15 protein-coding genes are annotated in these 19,688 nt (G+C 68.5%); 6 read left to right on the plus strand and 9 right to left on the minus strand.

Annotated elements, in window-relative coordinates; genetic code table 11:
* Positions 1 to 52: 52 nt before the first annotated feature.
* On the plus strand, positions 53 to 637 hold the full coding sequence (locus ACFQQC_RS04340; protein WP_376860036.1) for a hypothetical protein: 585 nt from the start codon (positions 53 to 55) through the stop codon (positions 635 to 637).
* On the opposite strand, the gene ACFQQC_RS04345 is transcribed toward ACFQQC_RS04340, so the two are convergent.
* Both ACFQQC_RS04345 and mdh read right to left on the minus strand, forming a co-directional pair.
* Positions 631 to 981 (minus strand): hypothetical protein, encoded by a 351-nt coding sequence (locus tag ACFQQC_RS04345; RefSeq protein WP_376860038.1) that lies wholly within the window; start codon positions 979 to 981, stop codon positions 631 to 633. The two genes, ACFQQC_RS04340 and ACFQQC_RS04345, sit on opposite strands and share 7 nt — an antisense overlap.
* A gap of 208 nt (positions 982 to 1,189) precedes the next feature.
* The gene (gene mdh / locus ACFQQC_RS04350; RefSeq protein WP_141625442.1) at positions 1,190 to 2,152 is read right to left on the minus strand and encodes a malate dehydrogenase; all 963 of its coding nucleotides are present in this window, start codon (positions 2,150 to 2,152) and stop codon (positions 1,190 to 1,192) included.
* A 114-nt stretch (positions 2,153 to 2,266) separates the two neighbouring features.
* Between mdh and ACFQQC_RS04355 the strand changes: the two genes are divergently transcribed.
* Positions 2,267 to 3,076, plus strand: a complete 810-nt coding sequence (locus ACFQQC_RS04355) for an EcsC family protein (protein ID WP_376860040.1) — start codon at positions 2,267 to 2,269, stop codon at positions 3,074 to 3,076.
* On the opposite strand, the gene ACFQQC_RS04360 is transcribed toward ACFQQC_RS04355, so the two are convergent.
* A complete protein-coding gene (locus tag ACFQQC_RS04360) occupies positions 3,073 to 6,126 on the minus strand; it encodes a DUF2339 domain-containing protein (RefSeq protein ID WP_376860042.1) in 3,054 nt (1,017 codons plus the stop codon). The genes ACFQQC_RS04355 and ACFQQC_RS04360 overlap by 4 nt on opposite strands.
* A gap of 221 nt (positions 6,127 to 6,347) precedes the next feature.
* Here ACFQQC_RS04360 and katG point away from each other — a divergent pair, with 221 nt between their 5' ends.
* The 3 genes from katG to ACFQQC_RS04375 all read left to right on the plus strand — a co-directional run bounded on the left by katG (position 6,348) and on the right by ACFQQC_RS04375 (position 12,585).
* Positions 6,348 to 8,558, plus strand: coding sequence for a catalase/peroxidase HPI (gene katG / locus ACFQQC_RS04365; RefSeq protein WP_376860044.1), 2,211 nt, complete (start codon positions 6,348 to 6,350; stop codon positions 8,556 to 8,558).
* Positions 8,559 to 8,763: 205 nt separating this feature from the next.
* Positions 8,764 to 9,651, plus strand: a complete 888-nt coding sequence (locus ACFQQC_RS04370) for a hydrogen peroxide-inducible genes activator (protein WP_376860046.1) — start codon at positions 8,764 to 8,766, stop codon at positions 9,649 to 9,651.
* Between the two features lie 87 nt (positions 9,652 to 9,738).
* Positions 9,739 to 12,585, plus strand: a complete 2,847-nt coding sequence (locus ACFQQC_RS04375; protein ID WP_376860048.1) for a M16 family metallopeptidase — start codon at positions 9,739 to 9,741, stop codon at positions 12,583 to 12,585.
* A gap of 45 nt (positions 12,586 to 12,630) precedes the next feature.
* On the opposite strand, the gene ACFQQC_RS04380 is transcribed toward ACFQQC_RS04375, so the two are convergent.
* From ACFQQC_RS04380 to ahcY, 5 genes are all read right to left on the minus strand, one after another.
* On the minus strand, positions 12,631 to 13,452 hold the full coding sequence (locus ACFQQC_RS04380) for a serine protease (protein ID WP_376860050.1): 822 nt from the start codon (positions 13,450 to 13,452) through the stop codon (positions 12,631 to 12,633).
* On the minus strand, positions 13,452 to 13,871 hold the full coding sequence (locus tag ACFQQC_RS04385) for a four helix bundle protein (RefSeq protein WP_376860052.1): 420 nt from the start codon (positions 13,869 to 13,871) through the stop codon (positions 13,452 to 13,454). Before ACFQQC_RS04385 ends, ACFQQC_RS04380 begins: the two co-directional genes overlap by 1 nt.
* A 39-nt stretch (positions 13,872 to 13,910) precedes the next feature.
* Positions 13,911 to 14,354, minus strand: a complete 444-nt coding sequence (locus ACFQQC_RS04390; protein WP_376860054.1) for a DUF350 domain-containing protein — start codon at positions 14,352 to 14,354, stop codon at positions 13,911 to 13,913.
* A 227-nt stretch (positions 14,355 to 14,581) separates the two neighbouring features.
* Positions 14,582 to 15,766, minus strand: coding sequence for a 23S rRNA (adenine(2503)-C(2))-methyltransferase RlmN (rlmN, locus tag ACFQQC_RS04395; protein WP_376860056.1), 1,185 nt, complete (start codon positions 15,764 to 15,766; stop codon positions 14,582 to 14,584).
* Between the two features lie 154 nt (positions 15,767 to 15,920).
* On the minus strand, positions 15,921 to 17,312 hold the full coding sequence (ahcY, locus tag ACFQQC_RS04400) for an adenosylhomocysteinase (RefSeq protein ID WP_376860058.1): 1,392 nt from the start codon (positions 17,310 to 17,312) through the stop codon (positions 15,921 to 15,923).
* Positions 17,313 to 17,494: 182 nt separating this feature from the next.
* On the opposite strand from ahcY, the gene ACFQQC_RS04405 reads away from it, so the two are divergent.
* A complete protein-coding gene (locus ACFQQC_RS04405; RefSeq protein ID WP_376860060.1) occupies positions 17,495 to 18,976 on the plus strand; it encodes a methyl-accepting chemotaxis protein in 1,482 nt (493 codons plus the stop codon).
* Between the two features lie 63 nt (positions 18,977 to 19,039).
* Here ACFQQC_RS04405 and ACFQQC_RS04410 read toward each other — a convergent pair whose 3' ends face one another.
* Positions 19,040 to 19,438 carry a hypothetical protein gene (locus ACFQQC_RS04410; protein ID WP_376860062.1) on the minus strand — a complete coding sequence of 133 codons (399 nt, stop codon included), beginning with the start codon at positions 19,436 to 19,438 and terminating at the stop codon, positions 19,040 to 19,042.
* Positions 19,439 to 19,688 lie beyond the last annotated feature (250 nt).

Genomic DNA, 19,688 nt, shown 5'->3' on the forward strand with positions numbered 1-19,688 from the left:
CACAATTCCGCTCCGGCGATCCGGCTGGATCAGGAGCCCTACGGAGATCGACATGCGCCGACTGACCGCCTTCGCCGCCCTTTCCGCCGCCGCCGGCCTGCTGCTCGCAAGCGCGCCCGCGATGGCCGGTGACCGGGGGCAGACGCCCGTGGCGCCGACCGCGGGGCAGGCTTCGGCGCAGGCCTCGCCGGCGGATCGCGGGGTGACCGGGGCGGAGGTCAAGACCTGGCTGACGGGGCTGGGCGGCAATGTTGCGGACCCGTCGCCGATCGAGGGCGGCTTACTCGTGCGGGTCGCCGATGAGCCCTTGCCGTGGAGTCTCAGCCTGTTCGGCTGCCAGACCCGGTGTGACGACGTCCAGTACAACGCGGTCTTCACCGGCCCGATCACAGAGGCCCAGGTCACGGCCTGGAATCGCGAGAACCGCTATCTGAAGGCGGTATGGATCGCGCCGACGACGGCGGGTGGCGATGCGACGATCCGGGCCCAGTACGATGTCCTGCTGCTGACCAACGGCGCCGAACAACTGCAGGAGCCGACCTATATCTGGCTGCAATTGCTGACCCAGTTCGCCCGGACCCTGTTCGCCAGCCTCGCGCCCGCAGAGGCGCCGGCCGCGCCGCCTGCCGGTCAGTAGGCGCCCGGGAGGGCGTCAGTCGTGATCGGTGCGATACGCTCGCGTTCCACTCTGAAGGGGCGGACGGAGAAAGAAATCGGGACGGAGCAGTTCTCGATCCGACGCTCCAGCAGCAGGTAGCGGCGCACCGTATCGCCTTCGCGATAAAGGAGGTCGTTCGCCATCACGCGGTCGCTGAGGGCCTCAGCGACGCCGGGCGCGGCGTATTGTAACTGCGGATTGGTGCAGGTGCGCTCCTGCCGGGACAGCAAACGGTCGTCCTGCGACACGAGAGGCAGCGGTTCGACCCAGAGGGGCTCGGTGATTGTCGGGTCGGTGATCAGGGCCAGAATGAGGGGCAGCATGAGGCGTCTCCCTAGTGTCTGGCCCGCAGGATAGTCGCATCTTCGGGTTGCGTCGAGGTTGGGCCACATCGGGAGGTCGCGCGCGAAAAAGGGCCGCGGATTGCTCCACGGCCCTCATTCTTCTTGGCCCTAACGCTCGGCTCGCGGAGCCTCGCTGCTTGAGGGCGAACGGCTTGCGCTCAAGTCGCGAGCGTTAGCGCCGCTGGCGTCAAGCCAGCGACGGCTCGATGTCCTTACAGGCCTGGATAAGGCCCTGGACCGACTCCACCGACTTGGCGAACATCGCCTTCTCTTCGTCGTTGGTGGTGAACTCGACGATCTTCTCGACGCCGGCGGCGCCGATCAGGGCCGGGACGCCGACGTACAGGTCCGACAGACCGTATTCGCCCGACAGCCACACGGCGCACGGCAGAACGCGCTTCTGGTCCAGCAGGTAGGACTTGGCCATGGCGATGGCCGATTCCGCCGGGGCGTAGAAGGCCGAGCCGGTCTTCAGCAGGGCGACGATTTCGCCGCCGCCCTTGCGGGTGCGCTCGACGATAGCGTCCAGTTCGGCCTGCGACAGGAAGCCGGCGGCGACGGCGTCCGGCAGCGGCAGGCCGCCAACGGTCGAGTGACGGACCATCGGGACCATGTCGTCGCCGTGGCCGCCCAGGGTCCAGGCGTGGATGTCCTGCACCGACACGCCGGTCTTTTCAGCCAGGAAGTAGGCGAAGCGGGCCGAGTCCAGCACGCCGGCCATGCCGACGACCTTCTCCTTCGGCAGGCCCGAGAATTTCTGCAGGGCCCAGACCATGGCGTCGAGCGGGTTGGTGATGCAGATGACGAAGGCGTTCGGGGCGTGCGCCTTGATGCCTTCACCCACGGCCTTCATGACCTTGAGGTTGATGCCGATCAGGTCGTCGCGGCTCATGCCCGGCTTGCGCGGCACGCCGGCGGTGACGATGCAGATGTCGGCGCCGGCGATGTCGGCGTAGTCATTGGCGCCCTTCAGGGCCACATCCTGACCGAAGACGGCCGAGGCTTCGGCGATATCCAGCGCCTTGCCCTGCGGCGTGCCCTCGGCGATGTCGAACAGGATCACGTCGCCCAGCGCTTCGCGCGCCGCAACGTGGGCCAGGGTGCCGCCGATCATGCCGGCGCCGATAAGGGCGATCTTCGCGCGAGCCATACTGTCAGTCTCCGGGAGGGAAGGTGTGTGCGGTTGCGAACCGCGGTCGGCGGCGGTCTAGACCCGCAAGGCCGGACCTGCAACCGTGACGCCGCGAGAGGCCTTGATGACAGCATGACCCGACCCCCCGAAACCCTGCCCGAGTTCGTCTCTCCGGACGAGGTGCCGTCCGCCCTGGTCCCCATCACGGACGAGCGCGAGGTGAAGGCCCAGATGGAGATCTGGCGCGAGAAGGTGCTGAAGCGGCCCGGCCTGTGGGACAAGGCGACGCGCGGAACGCAGGACCGGATCAATCGCATCATTCCCGAACGGGTCCACGCCATCATCACCACGGGGGTGGAGGCGATGACGAAGGGCATCCTGTTCGGCTCGGACCTGCTGAAGGCGAAGCCGGTGCATCAGGGCTCGTTGGCCGCGCGTGAGGAAAAGGCCCGGGCGACGATCCGCGCCTATCGCAACACCGCCAGCATCGAGGGCGGCGTGGCGGGGGCGGGCGGCTTCGTGCTGGCCGCCGCCGACTTTCCGGCCCTGATGGCCATCAAGGTGCGGATGCTGGGCGAGATCGTCGCCGCCTACGGCTGGGGCGGCGGTTCGGTGCGCGAGCGGCTGTTCGTGCTGCATATCTTCCACCTGGCCTTCGCCAGCGCCCGCCGACGGCCCGAGGCCCTGGCCGATCTGGAGAAGTGGATGGCCGATATCGATCAGCCGCGGGTCCTGACGGAATACGACTGGCGCACCTTCCAGATCGAGTACCGGGACCACATCGACCTGGCCAAGATGGCGCAGCTGCTGCCTCTGGTCGGCGCACCGGTGGGGGCCGTGGTCAACTGGCGACTGGTCGAGCGGCTGGGCGAAACCGCGATCATGGCCTGCCGGATGCGATGGTTCGCGGAGGCCGGCGCGGCCCTTCCGCCGCCGGATTAGGGCGGGTCGGTCCCGTCGGACGCCGGACGGCCTCTGCTGAGCCGCCGCGCGGCGAGTGCGCCGGCGAGCAACAGCGCACCCACGACCAGGAAGGAGGCGGCGCGGACGATGCCCTCAAGCTGGCTGAGATCGAAGAACAGCACCTTCACCGCCGTCGCCAGCAGCACGATCAGACCGGCCCAGCGCAGTGTCGCATCGCGATGGATCGTCCCGAGGCTGAGTGTCGCCAGACCGAAGGCCGTCCACAGGGTCGAGAAGGTCCAGGTCTCCAGCCCGCTGCCCGGCGCGGCGTCATGCATGGCCACGCCGTGGAAGACCGCGCGGATCACAAGGGTCAGCAGGACGAAGAGGATGCCCACCGTCACCGCTCTGGCGCCCTTGCCGAGTCCGTCGGGCCGGCTTCGCATTCCGAACGCCAGTCCAGCGCCGGCGGCGTACAGGCCGAGCAAGAGCAGAACATGCGGGAGGGACGACATCGGCGTGTTCTGCGGCCCCCACCAGGGACTGGCGCCGTAGCCGAACACCAGCGCCGACACGGTCAGCGCGATCCAGCTGAGACCAACCCCGAGCGTTCGGGTCCACTCCGCCTTCGCCGCGGCGGAGATCAGTCGGGCGGTCAGCAGGAACAGCACGGCATAGGCCGCGCTCTCGGCAAGCCCGATCCCGGCCTCGCTCATGTCGGCGCCGTGGAACAGATGGCGGAGGACCATCAGCACCCAGAGGAAGGCGAACAGGGCGCCGGCCACGGCCCAGATCCGGGTCCAGCCGTCCACAGGCGTCCGGCGACGGGCGCTCAGTGCCAGGAGGGCCGCGGGCGCCAGGAACGACAGGATCAGCGTATTCAGAACCGGCAGGCCGACCGGCGCCTCGCCAAGGCCCCACCAGGGGTTCAGGAACAGCCCCTGGGCCATCACGCCGTGAAGCACGCCGGCTCCGGTGAGGAGAATGGCGCGCCATGTGGCGATGGGCCCTTCGTCCGTCCGTCGCTGCGTGACGAGCAGAAGGCCTGCGGACAGCAACAGCAGGGTTCGCATCGCCGCCGCGAAAAGTTCACCCGAGGCGACGCCGGCCTCCACGCCTGACAGGAGCACATGCAGGCCGATGAACAGGCCGGTCAGCAGGGTCAGCAGCGCGGCCGTGGTCTGGGCCTCGACCGCATTCCGGTCAGCACCGCCCTGGCCGCGCATCAGCCGGGCGCTGAAGTAGACCACAGCCGCCGCGCCGATGGAGATAGCCATGGCGAGCGGCAGCGACAGCCGGCCTTCCAGCGCCGCGTTGACGAAGGCGGGGCGGAACAGGACGACAAGGGTGAGCATGCCGCCGACCACGGTGATCTGGGCCAGACCGCGCCACTTCAGGCGACTGGCGGCGGCGCCCAGCAAAAGGGCTGCGAGCGCAAACGCGACGGCTTCGAGATGGGCCGGGACGGAGGCGTGGATCGACAGGAAGGCCAGCTGCGCGGCGCCGCCGAGCCAGAAGACCAGACCCTTGTCCGTCGCCGGTTGCTCCACCCGCTGGGCGATGACCGGCGCGGTGGCGAACATGCCCGCGCTCAACAGGGCGGCGGGCAGCCAGGGCAGGATCACATCCAGCCTGTCCAGCAGGGGCCAGGACAGGGTGGCCAGAACGGCCAGGCTGACGCCGCCGATGGTCAGCATGGTCGTGCGTGTGGCGGCGGCTGAGCGCAGCGCGCCGACCAGGGTGGCGATCACGATCACCCCCATCAGTCCGTACAGCCAGGGCAGGGCCGCCAAAGGCGGGGGCTGGAAGGCCAGGGTCATCAGGGCGCCGATGACGGCGACGATGACCGGGACCGCGAAGATCGCCGGGGTCGCCAGTCCGGTCACCACCAGCCCGGCGCCGAGGGCGACCAGCACACCGGCGACCAGGATCGCCTCAGGCAGATGGGCGACGGGTGACATCAGCCAGATCAGGCCGCCGGTCAGACTGGTCAGGATCAGGGCCACGGCGGGCTGATGTCGGAACAGGGCCGACGACGGCGCCTCCGGATCATCGGAACGGGCCTTGCGCCTCCACAGCACCGCGGCCAGCGGACCCGTCGCAGCCAGAAGCAGCAGGGCGGCTCCACCATCGAAGCGATGCGACAGGCTCCAGATCAGCAGGCCGATGACGGTCAGCAGACCCGCCTTGGCCCACAGGCGGACGGCGCTCATGCCGAAGCCCGTGACGCCGATCAGCAGGACGTAGCCGAATAGCACCGGGGTCGGCCAGGCGCCGACGCCGGTCACCCAGGGCGTGATCACCGCGCCGAACAGGGCCAGCAGGGCCAGCGGCTCGCCGTGCCGCAGCGACAGGGCGAGCAGGCCCACGGAGATCGCCGCGGTCAGAAGCGCCGCGACCGGGAAGGCGATCATCCCGTACAGGGTGTAGGCGGCGCAGACCGCGCCATACAGGGTCACCGCGCCGGCCCCGGCCGAGACGGCGGCGGCCAGAAGATGGCGTCCGCCCGGCGCGCGCTTCTGGCGCAGGATCCATTCGCTGGCGCCGATCATCAGCGCGCCCAGCGCGACGGCGGCGGCGACGCGCAGGGGCGGGCCGAACACGCCCTGTTGTGCGGCGTAGACGACCAGCAGCAGACCACCCAGCGCCAGCCCGCCGCCACCGAGCCAGGCCAGACCGTTCTCGGCCAGCCAGGTGGACAGGGCGGTCCAGCTCAGGTCCGAGGAGGGCCGGTGCTCAGGATGCGGCTCGGGGCGAGACGCCCGACGCGGCTCCGGTCGCGGGGCCGGGTCATTGTCTGAAATGCTCCAGTCATCGACGGGCGTGCGCAGGGCCGGCGGAATCGCCCTGGCCGGTTCAACGGGCGGGGGTGGCGTGGCCGCGCGCACGGGCGGGCGGAGCTCGGCGACAGGGGCGGGAGGCGAAACAGGCGCGGTTGTCTGGGCCCTGGGCTTCAGGGGCGCGGGGTTTCGCCGCAGGTCATCCAGGGTGCGCACCAGATTGTCGATCCGGCGCTGGAGCAGCGTCAGACTGCGCGCCTGCGCGACCACGAAGGCCGCGAGCACGAGGGTCAGAGCCCAATGCAGCATGGATGTTCCCCCTTACGCACAGCCGCATCCGAAGATCGCGGACCTCGGCTATCGCGGGTCAGTTGTGCAGGAACGGTTACCTCCGGTCACCTTCTGCGGAGGCTGGCGTCGAAACGGGCTTGACCATAAGCCCAGCTGTTCGTGACGACAAAGTTTATTGATTATCCCTGTTGTCGATGTGGGCATAGGCTCGATCTTCACAACATCAGGGAGAGATGACCATGGACGGACACGCTGGAGGCGCCACGCCCCTCAATGACCCGAAGAAGGAGCCGGCCGCGCTGCGCAGTCTTCTGGGCCGGACCAACCGTGACTGGTGGCCCAACCAGCTGACAATGGACATCCTGCACCAGCAGGGGAAGTCGGGCGATCCGATGGGCGACGACTTCAACTACGCCGAGGCGTTCAAGACCCTCGATCTGGCGGCGGTGAAGCGCGACCTGACCGCCCTGATGACCGACAGCCAGCCCTGGTGGCCGGCGGACTATGGCCACTACGGCCCCTTCTTCATCCGTATGGCCTGGCACTCGGCGGGCACCTATCGCACCGGTGACGGGCGTGGCGGCGCGGGTGCGGGGCAGCAACGGTTCGCCCCGCTGAACAGCTGGCCGGACAACGGCAACCTCGACAAGGCGCGCCGCCTGCTGTGGCCGATCAAGCAGAAATACGGCGCCAAGCTGTCGTGGGCCGACCTGATGATCCTGGCCGGCAATGTCGCCATCGAGAGCATGGGCGGGCCGGTCTTCGGGTTCGGCGGCGGGCGTGCCGACGTCTGGGAACCCGAGAAGGACGTCTACTGGGGCACCGAGGAGAACTGGGTCGGCGACGAGGGCAACCAGACCCGCATCCGTCCTGATGACGGCGCCGCGCTGGAGGCCCCGCTGGCGGCCATCCAGATGGGCCTGATCTATGTGAATCCGGAAGGCCCCGGCGGCGTGCCCGAGGCCCTGCAGTCGGCCCGCGACATCCGCGAGACCTTCGCCCGGATGGGCATGAACGACGAGGAGACGGCGGCCCTGACCGCGGGCGGCCACACCTTCGGCAAGGCCCACGGCGCGGGCGACGCGTCCAAGGTCGGCGCCTCGCCGGAAGGCTCGGACATCGCCCAGCAGGGTCTCGGCTGGCAGTCGGGCCATGAGAGCGGCATCGGCGACCATACCATCACCTCGGGCATCGAGGGCGCCTGGACCCCGACCCCGATCACCTGGGACATGACCTATTTCGACATGCTGCTGGACCACGATTACGAGCTGGTCCGCTCGCCCGCCGGGGCGAAACAGTGGCAGCCGGTCGGCAATCCGGAAGAGACGCTCGCGCCCGCCGCCCACATGCCGGGCAAGCGCGTTCCGACGATGATGACCACGGCCGACATGGCCTTCAAGATCGACCCGGCCTACCGCGTCATCATGGAGAAGTTCCGGGCCGATCCCGCCTATTTCGGCGACGCCTTCGCCCGCGCCTGGTTCAAGCTGTGCCACCGCGACATGGGGCCCAAGGTCCGCTACCTGGGCCCGGACGTTCCGGCGGAAGACCTGATCTGGCAGGACCCGATCCCGGCGCCAACCGGCCCGGCGCTCACGGCGGCGGATGTCTCGGCGCTGAAGCAGAAGATCGCGGCGTCCGGCCTGTCGGTGAGCGAGCTGGTCTCGACGGCCTGGGCCTCGGCGGCGACCTATCGCGGCTCCGACCATCGCGGCGGCGCCAACGGCGGACGTCTGCGTCTGGCGCCGCAGAAGGACTGGGAGGTCAATGAGCCGGCGAAGCTGGCCAAGGTGCTCAAGGTCTATGAGGACCTCGCCGCGGCCTCCAACGCCTCGGTCGCCGACCTGATCGTGCTGGGCGGTTCGGTGGGGATCGAACAGGCGGCGAAGGCGGCCGGAAACGCGATCGAGGTGCCCTTCACGCCGGGCCGCACCGACGCCTCGGTGGAACAGACCGACGTCGAGGGCTTCGCGGTGCTGGAGCCGCGCGCCGACGGCTTCCGCAACTATCTGCAGGTGCGGTTCAACGTGCCGACGGAAGAGCTGCTGGTGGATCGCGCCCAGCTGCTCGGCCTGACCGCGCCGGAGATGACCGTTCTGGTCGGCGGCCTGCGGGTGCTGGGCGCCAACCACGGCGGCTCGACCCACGGCGTCTTCACGGACCGTCCGGGCCAGCTGACCAACGACTTCTTCGTCAACCTGCTGGACATGAAGACCGGCTGGAAAAAGGTCGATGGCGAGGGGGACGAGACCTTCGTCGCCACCGACCGCGAAACCGGCGAGGAGCTGTGGACCGCCACCCGCACCGATCTGGTGTTCGGATCCAACTCCCAGCTGCGCGCCCTGTCGGAAGTCTACGCATCCGCCGATGCGGGCCAGAAGTTCGTGAAGGACTTCGTCGCCGCCTGGGTGAAGGTGATGAACGCGGACCGGTACGATCTGAAGGCCTGATCGGGCTGTCTCCTCCCCGTCGCATCGCGATGGGGAGGGGGACCGCGAAGCGGTGGAGGGGTTCTTTCGGCGCGCGCCGCCCAGAACCCCTCCGTCTCCTCGCGAGGCTCGGAGCCACCTCCCCATTGCTGCGCAACGGGGAGGAGATGTGAAAGCGCGCTTCATTGACTTTGCCATGTCGATAACGACGCCTTATGTGGCGCGGATGCTTCCCACGCTCCGTCAGCTTCAGTATCTGCGTCTGCTCGCCGAGCACGCCTCCTTCAGCCGCGCCGCCGAGGCGGCCCATGTCAGCCAGCCCGCCCTGTCGGCGGGGGTGCAGGAGTTGGAGAAAATCCTCGGCGCCCCGGTGGTCGAGCGGACGCGGGGCAATGTGCAGCTGACCGCCGTCGGCGCCGAGGCCGTGCGCCGGGCCGAGGATGTGCTGGCCCGCACCGAGGATCTGGTCGAGGCGGCGCGCAATGTGGGCAAACCTCTGTCAGGCCGTTTCCGGCTGGGCGTCATCCCGACCGTCGCCCCCTTCCTGCTCCCCGCCCGCCTGCCGGACATCAAGCAGGACTACCCCGCCTTGCGCCTGTTTATCCGCGAGGACCTGACCCCCAAGCTGGTCACGGCGCTGAAGAGCGGTCATCTGGACGCGGCCGTGATCGCGCTTCCGTACAGCGCCACGGGCATCGAACATGCGCGGATCGGGGATGATGAAATCCTCGCGGCCGCGCCGCTCGGCCATGCGCTCGCCGGAGCCGGACCGATCCCGCCGGGGTCACTGAAGGCGGAGGATCTGATCCTTCTGGAAGACGGCCACTGCCTGCGCGATCAGGCTTTGGCCGCCTTCGACATCGAGGCCCCCAAGGGCGACGACGTGTTCGCCGCCACCAGCCTGCACACCCTGGTGCAGATGGTGTCCTCCGGACTGGGCGTCAGCTTCCTGCCCGAGATGGCGGTGCGGGCGGGTCTGGCCGATATGCCGGGCGTGGTCGTGCGCCCCATCGCCGCCAAGGCCCCGCGCCGCGAGATCGTGGTCGCCTGGCGCGCGGGCTCCAGCCGGGCCGCCGAGGCCAGGCTGCTGGCCGACGCCCTGCGGCTGGATTGAGCTTTATTACGAGTCTGTAAGGTGCGCCCCGAACCGGCCCTGATAGGGTCGCCTCCGCCCGTCGTCCGGGCGTCCGGAGCCCGCCTTATGAAGTCTCGCCTGATCCTCACCGTCGCCGCCTCGGCCCTGCTGCTCGGCCTGCCGGCCGCCGCGCCCGCCCTGGCCCAGACCGCCGCCTCCGCCCCCGCCGGCCAGATCGCCGTGCCGCCGCTGGGCTTCCAGGAGCGCACCCTGCCGAACGGGCTGAAGGTCTACACCTCGCGTGACACCTCCACCTCGAACGTCACCGTGCAGGTCTGGTATCGCGTCGGCTCCAAGGATGATCCGGAGCGTCGTTCGGGCTTCGCCCACCTGTTCGAACACCTGATGTTCAAGGCGACGCAGAACTTCCCGGACGAGACCTTCGACCGCCTGACCGAGGACGTGGGCGGCAACAACAACGCCTTCACCTCCGACGATGTGACTGCCTATCACGAGACCGTTCCGGCCAATCACCTGCAACGCCTGATCTTCGCCGAGGCCGACCGTCTCGGTTCGCTGGTGGTCAATGAGGCCGTGTTCGAGAGCGAGCGCGACGTGGTGAAGGAGGAGTACCGCCAGGGCGTTCTGGCCAGCCCCTACGGCCGCCTGTTCAGCCTGTTCGTGCCGGCGACCCTGTACCAGGACCACCCCTACCGCCGCTCGACCATCGGCTCGATCGAGGACCTGGACGCCGCGACCATTGAGGACGTGCGCCGCTTCCACGCCACCTACTACCGCCCGGACAACGCCTATCTGATCGTGGCGGGCAATTTCGATCAGGCCCAGCTGGACGGCTGGATCGACCAGTATTTCGGCCCGCTGACCAATCCGGATCGCCCGCTGCCGGCCAATGATGTGCGCGAGCCCGAGCCGACCGGCCCCCGCGACGTCACCTTCCATGCGCCCAACGTTCCGCTGCCCGCCGTCGTGCTGGCCTGGCCGGGTGTTCGCTATGACGACCCCGACCGTGCGGCCCTGACCGTGCTGGACGGCATCCTGTCCACCGGCGAGAGCTCGCGTCTGTACCGTTCGCTGGTCTACGATCAGAAGATCGCCACCCAGGCCAGCTCCAGCGTCGACGCCAGCCAGCAGGCCGGCTCGGTCATCACCTACGCCATCATGGCCGAGGGTGAGACGCCGGAAGCCGGTCTGGCCTCGCTGCGCGCCGAAGCCGCCCGCCTGCGCGACGCTCCGGTCACCGAGGCCGAGCTGACCGAGGCCCGGAACGAGCTGATCGCCGGCGCCCTGCGCGAGCGGGAGACGGTCGAGGACCGCGCCAATGTGCTGGGCTGGTCGCTGATCAACACAAGCGGGGCCGCCGCCGCGGACAGTGAGATCGCGGCCCTGCAGGCCGTGACCGCCGCCGACATCCAGCGCGTCGCCCGTCGCTATCTGACGGACAACCGCAGCATCAGCATCCGCTATCTGAACGCCGACGAGCAGAACCCGGTCACGGCGCAGTCGGTCGAGGTCACCGCCCCGGTCAAGGTCGCCGATCTGGCCCCGGTCGGCCGTATCTTCGAACTGCTGCCTGAAGCCGATCGCACGCCGATCCCCGCGGCCGGTCCGGCGGTTGATCTGGTCGCCCCGGCGGTGGAGACCTTCACCCTGTCCAACGGTCTGGAAGTCTATGTCGCCCGCAAGCCGGGTCTGCCGCTGGTCTCGGCCCGCCTCGGCCTCGCCGCCGGCTCGGCGGATGACGGCGCCAAGACCGGCCTGTCGGTCCTGACCGCCGGCCTGGTGACCCAGGGCTCCAGCGGCCGTGAGGCGCCGGAGATCGCCGCCGAGATCGAACAGCTGGGCGCCCAGCTCGGCGCCTCGTCGGGTCCGGACTTCTCGAACGTCTCGGTCAACGCCCCGGCCAACGTCTTCCCGCAGGCCCTGTCCCTGATGGCGGACGTCGTCCGCCGTCCGGACTTCGCCGCCGAGGAGGTCGAGCGCCAGCGGGATCAGACGCTGGACGGCCTGCGCGTCGCGCTCAGCTCGCCCGGCTCGGTCGCGGGTCTGGCCGCCGGTCGCGTGGTCTACGGCGACGCCCCCTATGGCGCGCCGGCCAGCGGCACGCCGGCCTCCCTGCCGGGCCTGACCCGCGAGGATGTGGCCGCCTTCCACGCCTCGCGCTATCGCCCCGAGACCGCGCGCCTGATCTTCTCGGGCGACATCACCGTGGCCCAGGCCCGGGCCCTCGCGGAGCAGGCGTTCGGCGACTGGCGCGCCTCCGGCCCGGCCCCCGCGCCGCGCGCCAATCCGGCGGGCGCCGAGGTCGCGCCGCGCGTGGTGGTCATCGACCAGCCCGGCGCCGGTCAGGCGGCGGTCTATGTGGCCATGCGCAGCGTCGCCCGGACAGACGCGGACTTCTTCCCGCTGACCCTCGGCAACACCCTGCTGGGCGGCAGCTTCACCTCGCGCCTGAACCAGGAAATCCGCATCAAGCGCGGCCTCAGCTACGGCACCCGCTCGAACCTGGGCCTGCGTCAGGATGACGGCGCCTTCGTCGCCTACGCCCAGACCCGCAACGACGCCGCCGCCGAGGTGGCGGATCTGATCCTGGGCGAGGTGAACCGCCTGTCGACCAGCCAGCCGACCGAAAGCGAGATGACCACCCGGCAGGCGATCGTCTCGGGCGCCTTCGGCAGCTCGCTTGAAAGCGTCGATGGTCTGGGCGGCGTGGTCGCCAACATGGCCCTGTACGGCCTGCCGATGAGCGATCTGGCGACCTACGTCGGCCGGGTCGAGGCGGTCACGCCGGATCAGGTCCAGTCGGCCTTCGCCGAACACCTGCCGGTCGCCAACGCCAGTCTGGTGATCGTCGGCGACGCCGCGCAGTTCATCGAGGCGATCCGCGCGAAACACCCGAACGTCGAGGTCCTGCCGCTGACGGCGCTGAACCTGGATACGGCAGCGTTGCAGTAGGGTTCGAAAGTCTCCCTCCCCGTCCCGGGGAGGGAGAAAGCTGCTCTAGGCTGACATGCAGACCACCCGCGCCACGCGCAGGTCCCGGCGCAGGTCGTCGGCGACGAGGCCGTAGTTGTCGACGGTGATGACCCGGCCCATCAGCGGCTCGTCCGCCGTCTGCACGCCGCGCACCGTGGGCTGGAAGGTCTCGGGCGAGGTCGTGTAGATGCGGCCCCGGCGGGGACTCTCGGCAATGGTCACGCCCACGACGCGGCCCTGACGGTCCATGACCGGGGCGCCCGACAGGCCCGCCAGGGTGCCGCCCAGGCCATCGGTCCGACCGACCTCGGCCCACGCCAGAACCGGCTCGTCCCTCTGGCCACGGCCCCGGACCTTGAGCATTTCGCGGCCCAGAAGACGGGAGGTGACTTCGCCGGCGCGCGCCTGCGGATAGCCCGGATGGAAGCCGCGCTGGCCGCTGCGCATGGCGTCCGCCGGGGCGATCGGCAGGGCCGAGGGACCGCCCTCGGTTTCGAGCACGGCGATGTCGGCGCGGGGCGACAGGCGCACGTCCGCGGCCACGGCCCGGCCGCCGCCGACCAGAATGGCGGGCTGGCGACAGCCCTCGACCACATGGCGCGCGGTCACCCAGCGGCCCTGACGGGCGACGGAGAAGGCCGTGCCGGTCGCGGGCTGGAACGGAATGTCGGGCGCATTGACGGTGACCGCCGGGTCGAATGGCGTCACCGGACCCAGAAGCGCGCCTTCGGCTTCATCGGGGGGCGGCGGCGCAGGCGGGGCGTCGGCGTTCTCACGGTGGTTCAGACAGGCCAGGATGATGACTCCGACCACGCCCGAATAGATCAGCCAGTCGGGCGGACGCATCACAGGTTCTGGGCTCTGGGGTTGAGGTGCTGAGGGGCGGCAGACGTGTCACCGGGACCGCGCTCATTCAGCCGGCGGCGAAGGGCGTTCAGCATTCGTCCGACTTCTTCCGCAAGGTCCAGCACCGGGGTGATGTGCTCCTTCTTTGAGAGCATCAAATCTATCGCCAACAGGAGGAAGGTTTCCAGCTCAGCCACTGACCCCTTCGCAATGCTGACAAAGTGCGCGTAGTCCTTGCGGGTGCCTCGCCCATGGCCCTCGGCGATGTTCGCCGGGATGGAGGTCGCTGCGCGGATCATCTGGCCGGAAATCCGATACTCCTCGTGCTTGGGAAACTCGCGCGTCAACCAATACACGTCAGCCGCCAGAACCATGCTTTTCTGCCAGACGATCAGGTCGCGATAGGAGCGAACTGTCATGCGACCAACCCTCCAACCTGACCCCTAGAGCCTGAAACCTTATCCTGTCAGCGCTGCGGCGAGGATCAGCGCCGTCGCTAGCTTGGCGCCGACCAGAAGGACGGACGCGGAAATCTCGCCGTCGCGAATCCGCTGGGGCAGTCCGGTCAGCAGCATGTCGATCAGGCGGAAGGCGAGCAGTTGCAGCGCCAGCGTGGCCACGCCCCACAGGGCGATATCCTTGATCGAGGTGGAGACGCTCAGGCTGACCGCCAGAGGGATCGCGAGACCAACCAGCACCCCGGCGAAGGCGACCGCGGCGGCCGCGTTGCCCTCGCGGATCAGGGTGATCTCCTTCCACGGCGTGAACAGGGCGTAGATCACCGCGCCCGCCAGCAGCAGCCCCAGCGTCACGGTCAGGTGCGCCAAGGTCGTGGGGAAGCCCGTCGCGAAGGCCTGCACCTCGGCGCTGTCGAGCACTCTGGAAAGGGACGAGCTGTCCATGGGAGTCCGCTGGTCAGGAGATCAACGACGATTGCCCGCTTTTCGCCCCAATCCGCAAGCGCACCGATGCCACAGGTGGTCAAGATTGGTGTCGGGGTGTGTCGGGGAGGGAGTAGCGAGCAGGCAGCAGTGAGCAGGAAGAGCTTGCTCGCCGTCGTCTGATCGAAATCCTGCTGCCTGCTGCCTGCTGCCTGCTGCCTGCTGCCTGCTGCCTGCTGCCTGCTGCCTTAGGCCGCTTCCGCCTCTCCCGCAGCCGATTCCGCCTTGCGCAGCGCCGACGCCCGCACCTTTTCGCTTTCGGACTTCAACTGGCCACAGGCGGCCAGGATGTCGCGACCGCGCGGGGTGCGGATCGGGCTGGCGTAGCCGGCCTTGTTCAGGATGGCGGCGAAACGCTCGATCGTCTTCCAGTCCGAGCACTCGTATTCGACGCCCGGCCAGGGATTGAACGGGATCAGGTTGATCTTGGCCGGAATGCCCTCGATCAGCTTCATCAGGGCGCGGGCTTCCTCGGGGCTGTCGTTGACGCCCTTCAGCATGACGTACTCGAACGTCACGCGGCGGGCGTTCGACAGGCCCGGATAGGCCCGGATCGCCGCCATCAGCTGCTCCAGCGGGTATTTCTTGTTCAGCGGCACCAGCACGTCACGCAGCGGATCGTTGGTGGCGTGCAGGCTGATGGCCAGCATGGTCTGGGTGCGCTCGCCCAGCTCGGCGATCTTCGGCACCACGCCCGAGGTCGACACCGTGATCCGACGACGCGAGATGGCGATGCCCTCGTTGTCCGAGATGATGTCGATGGCGTTGGAGACGTGGTCCAGATTGTAGAGCGGCTCGCCCATGCCCATGAACACGATGTTCGACAGGCGGCGGTCTTCCTTGGGCGACGGCCATTCGCCGAGGTCGTCGCGGGCGACCTGGACCTGGGCCACGATCTCGGCGGTGGTCAGGTTGCGGACCAGCTTCTGGGTGCCGGTGTGGCAGAAGGTGCAGTTCAGGGTGCAGCCGACCTGCGAGGACACGCACAGGGCGCCGGCGCGGCCCACGTCCGGAATGTAGACGGTCTCGATCTCGATGCCCGGCGCCGTGCGGATCAGCCATTTGCGGGTGCCGTCCTTGGACACCTGCCGCTCGACGATCTCGGGACGGGTCAGGGTGAAAGCCTCGGCCAGTTTGGCCTGCATGTCCTTGGCGACGTTGCTCATCGCCGCGAAGTCGGTGACGCCGTAGTGGTGGATCCAGCTCCACACCTGCGACGCCCGCATCTTGGCCTTCTCGGGCGGACAGACCCCGGCGTCGATCAGCGCCTGCCGCAGCTCCGCGCGCGTCAGACCGGACAGGTTGACGGGGGCGGTCACAGCAGGGGCGCCAGAAGCGCTGGGCGTGCGCGAAAGGTCGAGCGTCAGGCTCAAGGCGGCATCCTTCGAAGTCGGGAGACCGGCCTTATACCACAGATCGCGCTGGATTTAAGGCGGGCCTCGCCTGACCAGGGGAGGGCGCACTGCGTGGCGCCGATAGCGGCCCGGTGTTCAGCCCTTCGGATCAGGGCTGAACACCGGCTGCGCCTTAGTAGCGGTAGTGTTCCGGCTTGAACGGGCCTTCGACCGGCACGTTGATGTAGTCGGCCTGGTCCTGGTTCAGGACGGTCAGCTTGGCGCCCAGCTTGGCCAGGTGCAGGAAGGCGACCTTCTCGTCCAGATGCTTGGGCAGGGTGTAGACCGCGTTCTCGTACTTGGCGGCGTTGGTCCACAGTTCGATCTGGGCCAGCGTCTGGTTGGTGAACGAGGCCGACATCACGAACGACGGGTGGCCCGTGGCGTTGCCCAGGTTCACCAGACGGCCTTCCGACAGCAGGATGATCTTCTTGCCGTCCGGGAATTCGATGTGGTGGACCTGATCCTTGATCTTGTCCCACTTGAAGTTCTTCAGGCCGGCGACCTGAATTTCGCTGTCGAAGTGGCCGATGTTGCAGACGATGGCGTTGTTGCGCATCGCGCGCATGTGCTCGACGCGGATGACGTCCTTGTTGCCCGTGGTGGTGACGAAGATGTCGGCCTTGTCGGCGACGTCTTCCAGCGTCTGGACCTCATAGCCTTCCATCGCCGCCTGCAGGGCGCAGATCGGGTCGATCTCGGTGACGATCACGCGGGCGCCGCCGTTGCGCAGCGAGGCGGCCGAGCCCTTGCCCACGTCGCCGTAGCCGCAGACCACCGCGACCTTGCCCGACAGCATGACGTCGGTGCCGCGACGGATGGCGTCGACCAGCGATTCACGGCAGCCGTACAGGTTGTCGAACTTCGACTTGGTGACGCTGTCGTTGACGTTGATCGCCGGGAACGGCAGCTCGCCGCGCTCGGCCATCTGGTACAGGCGGTGGACGCCGGTGGTGGTCTCTTCCGACACGCCGCCGATGGCGTCGCGGATGGCCGAATAGAAGCCCGGCTTTTCCTTCAGGTAACGCTTCATGACCGAGAAGAGGGCTTCCTCTTCCTCGTTCTGCGGGTTGTCGAGGACCGAGGCGTCCTTCTCGGCTTTCGGGCCGAGCACGCACAGCAGGGTCGCGTCGCCGCCGTCGTCGAGGATCAGGTTCGGATAGCCGCCGTCGGCCCATTCGAAGATCTTGTGGGCGTAGTCCCAGTACTCGACCAGGTTCTCACCCTTGAAGGCGAAGACCGGCGTGCCCGAGGCGGCGATGGCGGCCGCGGCGTGGTCCTGGGTCGAGAAGATGTTGCACGACGCCCAGCGGACCTCGGCGCCCAGCGCTTCCAGCGTCTGGATCAGCACGGCGGTCTGGATGGTCATGTGCAGGCTGCCGGCGATGCGGGCGCCCTTCAGCGGCTGGCTGGCACCGTACTCGGCGCGCAGGGCCATCAGACCGGGCATCTCGGTCTCGGCGATGGCGATTTCCTTGTTGCCGAAGTCGGCGAGCGTGATGTCGCGAACGATGTAGTCGGTCATGGGTCGGTCCTGATCGTAGGTTTGCCGGGCCTATAGACCGCCGGGCCGCGCGGGGCAAGAAACATATAAGGATATCCTTATATCCACACTCAAAGTACGGGTTTTCCCCTACGGTTGCATTAAGAACACCCAAGCTTCGCGGCGTTACGCCGTCCCCGACTTCAGTATGAGAGCGTGAGACAATGTCGGACGACCATATGGAACAGCGCACGGCCTTCATGGGGCTGGGTGCGCCGTCGGAGGCTTACCGGTCGATCGGTCCTGTCCTGCGCAAGGCTTTGCCGGAGGCGCTGGACGCCTTTTACGACAAGGTCCGCGCCACGCCGGAGATGCGCCGCTTCTTCCGCGACGAAGACCACATCAACGGCGCCAGCACAGCCCAGCAGGGCCACTGGGCCGCGATCGTGGAGGGCCGCACCGACGCTGCCTACAGCCAGTCGGTTCGCACCATCGGACAGGTCCACGCCCGGATCGGGCTGGAGCCTCGCTGGTACATCGGCGGCTACAGCGTGCTGCTGGCCCATCTGATCGAGCGCGTGACGCAACGCCCGCGCAAATGGATGCAGAAGGCCGCGGACCATGACCGGATCACCGCCGAGGCGGTCGCCGAACTGACCCAGCGGGTCATGCTGGACATGGATCTGGCCATCTCCACCTATCTGGAGGCCCTGCAGGCCGAACGGAGCCGCAGCGAGGCGGCCCGCGCCGAGGCCGAGGCCCGGCAGGCCCAGGTCGTGGCCGTGGTCGGGGAGGCCCTGACCGGTCTGTCCCACGGCGACCTGACCTCCACCGTCGAGCAGGACTTCCCGGACGCCTACCGCCCCCTGAAGGACGACTTCAACACCGCCGTGCGCCAGTTGAACCGCGCCATGACCGCCGTGGCGGACAATGTCGGCGCCATCCACTCGGGTTCCGGTGAGATCACCCAGGCCGCCGACGACCTGTCGCGCCGCACCGAGCAGCAGGCGGCCTCGCTGGAAGAGACCGCCGCCGCTCTGGATCAGATCACCGCCACGGTGAACCGGACCGCTTCCGGCGCCCGTCAGGCCTCGGATGTGGTGCAGGGCGCGCGCGGCGACGCCCAGACCTCCGGCGCCGTGGTGCGTCAGGCCGTCGACGCCATGGACGCCATCGAAAAGTCCTCCCAGGAAATCGGCCAGATCATCGGCGTGATCGACGAGATCGCCTTCCAGACCAACCTTCTGGCCCTGAACGCCGGAGTCGAGGCGGCGCGGGCGGGCGAGGCGGGGCGCGGCTTCGCCGTGGTGGCGTCGGAAGTGCGGGCGCTGGCCCAGCGCTCGGCCGACGCGGCCAAGGAAATCAAGACGCTGATCTCGGCCTCCAGCAGCCAGGTGGCCTCGGGGGTGGATCTGGTCGGCCAGACCGGCGAGGCCCTGCAGCGCATCGTCAGCCGCGTGGCGGAGATTGACGAACTGGTCTCCGAGATCGCCGCCTCGGCCCAGGAGCAGGCCGTGGGCCTGCGCGAGGTCAACACCGCCATCAACCAGATGGATCAGGTGACGCAGCAGAACGCCGCCATGGTCGAACAGACCACCGCCGCCAGCCACGCCCTGTCCCGGCAGGCCGAGAGCCTGTCCGGCTCGGTCAGCCGCTTCCGGCTGGCCGCCATGTCCCATCAGTCCCCGATGCGCCGGGTCGCCTGACCCTGAAACAGAACCGCCTCCCCGCATGGACGGAGAGGCGGCGGGTCAGGTTCGGCCGAAAAATCAGCGCGTGTAATAATAGTCCGCGATCTGGCAGACGTTGATCCGCATCCGGGTCAGCTCCTGCCCGTTGGTGAAGCGGGCCTTGAAGTCGTAGAGGCAGCCGCCGTTGCCGTCGTCGATGTTCATGGTGACGCTGGCGCCGTTCGACAGCACGCCCGAGCCCAGCATGTCTTCCTGCCAGTCGTCGATGCGCGAGTCCGAGGCGTAGAAATGGGTCATGGTCCAGCCGGTCTGGTTGTGGACGCGGACCCGGCGGTTCTGACCGTCGCGCGACTGGACCACGATGGTGGCGACCGGCTGGGCGGCGATGCGCGGCTCGCTCGCCGTGGCGGCCGAGGTGGTTCCGAAGGCGGCGGCCAGAAGGGCCGCGCCGGCGATGAGGTTGAGGGCCTTGTTCATTTCCGTTCTCCCCGAGCCGTCCCCCGGCTCTGATAACAGCGTGATGCGCCCGGATTTCGCTGTCGTCTCCTGACGGAGACTGACGACTGAATCGCCCAAGGGCCTTGCAGGCAGGGGGGTGTTTCCCATATCGGCGTCAATCCCCGGAAGACCCCGCAGATCGTGGGGCTTTCCAAAAACCGACAAACCCTGAAATCGGGGGCAGTCACGCGCGGCGCTTCGCTTTAAAAGGCCGCCGCACCGCCCGCTG

It is taken from the genome of Brevundimonas sp. GCM10030266 (assembly GCF_042666595.1).
In the GTDB taxonomy this organism is placed as follows: Bacteria; Pseudomonadota; Alphaproteobacteria; order Caulobacterales; family Caulobacteraceae; genus Brevundimonas.